Raw genomic sequence first — 5,474 nt, forward strand, 5'->3', positions numbered from 1 at the left:
GCAGCGGCCTCGGGAGCGGCAGCGGCCTCGGGAGCAGCAGCGGCCTCGGGAGCAGCAGCGGCCTCGGGAGCAGCAGCGGCCTCGGGAGCAGCAGCGGCCTCGTCGGCAGCCGGTGCCGGCAGCGTGCTCTCGGTGAAGATCACGTACTCGTTGCAGAGCACGTCGTAGGCGTTGAGCTCGGCCGGCTCGATCAGCTGGACGTGCTGCAGGTTGCGGAAGCTGAGCGCCGCCGCCTGGTCGTCGCGACCGACCACCACCAGTGCGGTGCCGTCGATGCCGAGGCCGGCGAGCGCCGACTTGGCCGCCTTGGTGCTCGGCGCGTCGATGCCCCACTGGTCGACGACGACGACCTTGCCCTCGGCGGCACGGTCGGACAACGCCGAGCGCAGCGCGAGCTTGATCATCTTCTTGGGCGTCTTCTGGTTGTACGAGCGGGGCTTCGGGCCGAGGGCGACGCCGCCGCCGGCGAACTGCGGCGAGCGGATCGAGCCCTGGCGGGCGTTGCCGGTGCCCTTCTGGCGGTACGGCTTGGCACCACCGCCGCGCACTTCGCTGCGGGTCTTGGTGCTCTGCGTGCCTGCGCGGCGGGCGGCGAGCTGCGCGGTGACGACCTGGTGCATGACGGGCACGTTGGGCTGGATGCCGAAGGTGCCGTCGTCGAGGTCGACCGTGCCGGCGTCCTTGCCGGCGGCGTTCTTCAGGCTGATCTGGGTCATCTCAGGCTCCCTTCACCGCGGTCGCCGAGGCCGCCTTGACGGCGTTGCGCACCGAGACGACACCGCCGTTCGGACCCGGCACCGACCCCTTGATCAGCAGCACGTTGCGTTCGCCGTCGGAGTCGACGACTTCGAGGTTCAGCGTGGTGACCTGCTCGTGGCCGAGGTGGCCCGGCATCCGCTGGCCCTTGAACACCCGGCCCGGGAACGAGCAGGCGCCGACCGAACCGGGGGTGCGGTGGTTCTTGTGGTTGCCGTGGCTGGCGTTCTGGCCCTTGAAGTTGTGGCGCTTCATGGCGCCCGCGAAGCCCTTGCCGCGGCTGGTGGCGGTCACGTCGACGCGGCTGCCGGCCTCGATCGCCTCGACCGTGATCTCCTGGCCGATCTCGAAACCGTCGACCGAGTCGATCCGCAGCTCGACGAGGCGCTTACCGGGCTGCACGCCCGCCTTCTCGAAGTGGCCGGCCGCCGGCTTGTTGAGCTTCTTCGCGTCGCGGTGTCCATAGGTGACCTGCAGCGCCGTGTAGCCGTCGCGCTCGTTGGTCTTGATCTGCACGACGCGCATGGGTTCGACACGGAGCACCGTGACGGGGACGATCTTGTCGTCGACCCACTTCTGCGTCATCCCGACCTTCTCGCCGAGAATCACTGTCTGTGCCATTGCGGCTGTCCTTCGAGTTGATCGAGCCCTGGGGCTATCCACTGATACGTGCCCGGGAGCGTTGCGAACCGGCCCGGCTCTCACGCAAATGCTCCGCTGCCTGGCAGGCATGCGGAGCATCCGGTCAAGTTGTTGCCGTGAGGTCCCCGCCGGGCGGGCTCACACGGACATCGATTGGTGAGTACGAATCTGTGCCGGAAGCGCTCCGACACGGCCAGGAAATGCTAGCGGCCGCCGTGTGGAAGCCCAACGTCGCCCGAGTGCCCATTTCCCCACCTCGTTCCCGAGACGCGGGCCGGGCTGTCGGAGCGATCGTGTCGAGTCCGGCGGCCGCCGCAGATCAGGTGTCGGGGCGGCTCGTGAGGGTGACGGTCAGGGTGATGGTCTCACCGTCTCGGAGCAGGACGACGGTGATGTCGTCGCCGGGTTCGCGATCGCGGATCGCCGCGACGAGTCCTGCACCGCCGTCGACGGTGGTGTCGTCGATGGCGATGACGATGTCGCCGGCGCGGATGCCCCCTGCCTGGGCGGGCGTGTCGGGGGCGACCTCGGTGATGAGGGCTCCCTGGCCGCCGTCGCTGCGATCGTTGAGCTCGACACCGAGGAACCCCTCTTCGCGGGCGACGCCGTCGGAGTGCTCGCGCAACGAATCGACGATCGGGAGCGCTTCGGCGACGGAGATGGCGAACCCGATGTTGCTGGCCGCCGTGGTGGCGTCGCTGCGAGCGACCGCCGTGTTGATGCCCACGACCTCGCCGGCTGCGTTGACGAGCGGGCCGCCGGAGTTGCCGGACGAGATCGCCGCATCGGTCTGCAGCAGGCCGTCGAGGGCGCCGTTCTCGGTGATGATCGTCCGCTCGAGCGCCGACACGATGCCGAGGGTCACGGACGGGGCGCCGTCGAGGTCGAGCGCGAAGCCGATGGCGACGACCTCGTCGCCGATGCGGACCGAGTCGGGGTCGGCGAACCGAGCCGGCGTGTAGCCGTCGCCGGCCATACGGAGGAGAGCGAGGTCGTTGCCGGCGTCGGCCGCGAGCAACGTCGCCGGCCGGGGCTCGGTCTCACCGGCCAGCCGAACCCGGATCTCGGTCGCCCCTTCGACGACGTGGGCGTTCGTCAGGATCTCGCCGTCGGCCGTCGTGATCACCCCGGTGCCGATCGAGCCGCCCGGTCCGGCAGGTCCACCCGCGACGTCGGCGCTGATGGTGACCACCGAGGGCGCCACGAACTCGGCGACGGAGGCGACATCGATCGGCGGCAGCACGTCGTCGCGAGCCGCGCCGATCTCGAGTGCGGCGCTGGAAGCGCGCTGTGGCGGCTGCGGATCGTCGTCGAGCCGCTGGCCGACGAGCGCCCCGACGACGCCGGCGCCGACGGCGACGAGCACCATCGACGTTGCGAGGGCGATGCGTCGCCTCCAAGGTCGACGGGGCCCATCAGGCCGGTCGGGAGGGTCGGGGAGGACGCCGGGTGGCGGCGGGGTGGGGGCCGCTGCGTGTGGCGTCAGTTCGACCATGGTGGGGGGACCCCACTCGTGTGGGCGGGTCCAGCCGGATTCGTCGGAGGGGGGCAACGAACTCACGGTCTTCGGTCTACCAACCGCCGCCGCGGGTCCGCACCGCGGGCTTCGAGGTTCTCACACAGTTCATACCTTTCTGAACCGCGACCACCGGACGTCCATTCCGCCCGGCCGCGGCGATGCGCAGGTTCAGTAGGGCGAGTCGACGTCGCCGGCCTCGACGTACACGCTCTTCCACTGGCTGTAGTGGTCGAGCGCGGCGTGACCGTTCTCGCGGCCGATGCCCGACCGCTTGACACCGCCGAACGGCACCGACGTCGGCGTCAGGTTGTAGGTGTTGATCCAGCACGACCCCGCCTCGAGCCGGGCGATGACGCGGTGCGCGCGTTGGATGTCCCGGCTGAAGACGCCGGCGGACAGCCCGTACTCGGTGTCGTTGGCGCGTTCGACGACCTCGTCCTCGTCGTCGAAGGGCATCACGCACATGACCGGGCCGAAGATCTCCTCGCGGGCGACGCGCATGTCGTCGGTGACGTCGACCAGCACCGTCGGTTCGACGAACCAACCGCCGTCGAGGCCGGGCAAGACCGCCCGATCGCCACCCACCAGGGCTCGCGCACCTTCGTTGCGGCCGATAGCGAGATAGTCGAGCACGCGATCGAACTGGGCCTGGCTCACGAGCGGGCCCATCTGGGTGGCCTCGTCGAGGGGGTCGCCGAGCCGGATCTGCTGCGTGCGCCGGACGACACGATCGAGGAAGTCGTCGTAGACGGCGCGTTGCACGAAGACGCGGGTGCCGTTCGAGCAGACTTGTCCGGTCGAGTAGAAGTTGCCGAGCATCGCACCCGACACGGCGTTGTCGAGATCGGCGTCGTCGAACACGATCAGCGGCGACTTCCCGCCGAGTTCGAGCGTGACGTGCTTGAGGCCGGCGGCCGCACCCGCCATGACCTTCGTGCCGGTGGGGACCGAGCCGGTCACCGACACCTTGGCGACATCGGGGTGCTGCACGAGGTCGGCACCGACGTCGCCGCGGCCCTGCACCACGTTGTAGACGCCGTCCGGGACGCCGGCCTCGGTCAGGATCTCGGCGACCGCCAGCGCCGACAGCGGTGTGACGTCGGACGGCTTGAAGATCATGGCGTTGCCGGCGGCCAGCGCCGGCGCACCCTTCCAGCAGGCGATCTGGATCGGGTAGTTCCAGGCGCCGATGCCGACGCAGATGCCGAGCGGCTCACGGCGCGTGTAGGCGAACGAACCCCCCGCGGCTCCCTCGAGCTCGATGTACCGGCCCGTGGCGGTCGCAGCGAGCGACCCGAAGAACTCCAGGCTCTCGGCGCCCGACGTCGGATCGACCACGAGCGTCTCCTGCAGTGCCTTGCCGGTGTCGAGCGTCTCGAGCTCCGACAGCTCGCTGTTGCGATCCCGGATGATGTCCGCTGCTCGCCGCAGGATGCGGCCCCGCTCGTCAGCGGGCGTCGCCGACCAGGCAGCGAACCCCTCCCTCGCGGCGACGACGGCGCGGTCGATCGTGTCGTCGTCCGCCGCCCGGACCTCGGCGATCACCTCACCGGTGGCGGGGTATCGGCTCTCGATGACCTCGCCGTCGGACTCGTGGTGGGACCCACCGATGTAGTGGCTGGCTTTCGGCTGCGCACGCACACCCCGATCCTCGCGCGGACCCCGTCCGGACGGCGTACCCCGCGCCCGCGCCACCGATCGGCCAGCGCGTAGCAGGCTCGACGGTTTGGTCGAGCGCACGGCGCGGCGAGCCCGAGCTGACTGGGGTCAGCGAGCGGCGAGACAGCGCCGCGCTCGGATGACACCCCAGCACCGGCGATCACCCGTCCGGACGGCGTACCCCGCGCCCGCGCCACCGATCGGCCAGCGCGTAGCAGGCTCGACGGTGTGTCCGAGCGCAAGGCAGGCGAGCCCGAGCTGACTGGGGTCAGCGAGCGGCGAGACGGAACGCCGCGCTCGGACGGCACCCCGAACCGACGATCACCCGTCGCAACGCGCCAGCGCCCCGAACTCAGTCAGTGCGAAGCAGGGCTCGACGGTGTGGTCGAGCGCACGGCGCGGCGAGCCCGAGCTGACTGGGGTCAGCGAGCGGCGAGACGGAACGCCGCGCTCGGGCAAACCGTCAGCCCTGCTGGATCTTGATTTCGATGTCGACGCCGGCGGGGAGCTCGATGCGTTGCAGCGAATCGATCGTCTTGGCGTTCGGGTTGACGATGTCGATCAACCGCTTGTGGACGCGCATCTCGAAGTGCTCACGACTGTCCTTGTCGACGTGTGGGCCACGGATGACGGTGTAGCGGTGCTTGTCGGTGGGCAACGGGATCGGGCCACGGATGGTGGCGTCGGTCCGGTTGACGGTCTCGACGATCTTCTTCGTCGACTGGTCGATGATCTCGTGATCGAACGCCTTGAGTCGGATCCGGATGTTCTGGGCCATGATGTCTCGATTCAGCTCTGGTGCGTCGCGGTCACTTGATGATGTTGGTGACGCGGCCGGCGCCGACGGTGCGGCCACCTTCACGGATCGCGAACCGCAGGCCTTCGTCCATCGCGATCG

General features: G+C 69.8%; 6 protein-coding genes. All 6 read right to left on the reverse strand.

Features of this window, described 5'->3' with window-relative positions; genetic code table 11:
* Positions 1-716, reverse strand: a 716-nt coding sequence (gene rplD, locus QNJ12_RS23625; protein WP_300626568.1) for a 50S ribosomal protein L4, incomplete at its 3' end; no start/stop codon positions are given.
* 1 nt (position 717) lies between these two features.
* On the reverse strand, positions 718-1,377 hold the full coding sequence (gene rplC, locus QNJ12_RS23630; protein WP_300626570.1) for a 50S ribosomal protein L3: 660 nt from the start codon (positions 1,375-1,377) through the stop codon (positions 718-720).
* A gap of 340 nt (positions 1,378-1,717) precedes the next feature.
* Complete coding sequence (locus tag QNJ12_RS23635) at positions 1,718-2,767, reverse strand: trypsin-like peptidase domain-containing protein (protein WP_300626572.1); 1,050 nt, start codon at positions 2,765-2,767, stop codon at positions 1,718-1,720.
* A gap of 318 nt (positions 2,768-3,085) precedes the next feature.
* On the reverse strand, positions 3,086-4,558 hold the full coding sequence (gene betB, locus QNJ12_RS23640; RefSeq protein WP_300626574.1) for a betaine-aldehyde dehydrogenase: 1,473 nt from the start codon (positions 4,556-4,558) through the stop codon (positions 3,086-3,088).
* Between the two features lie 481 nt (positions 4,559-5,039).
* A complete protein-coding gene (rpsJ, locus tag QNJ12_RS23645) occupies positions 5,040-5,357 on the reverse strand; it encodes a 30S ribosomal protein S10 (RefSeq protein ID WP_300626576.1) in 318 nt (105 codons plus the stop codon).
* 28 nt (positions 5,358-5,385) lie between these two features.
* Positions 5,386-5,474: hypothetical protein (locus QNJ12_RS23650; protein WP_300626578.1), on the reverse strand; the 89-nt coding region annotated here is incomplete at its 5' end.

It is taken from the genome of Ilumatobacter sp. (genome assembly GCF_030065885.1).
Lineage (GTDB): Bacteria > Actinomycetota > Acidimicrobiia > Acidimicrobiales > Ilumatobacteraceae > Ilumatobacter.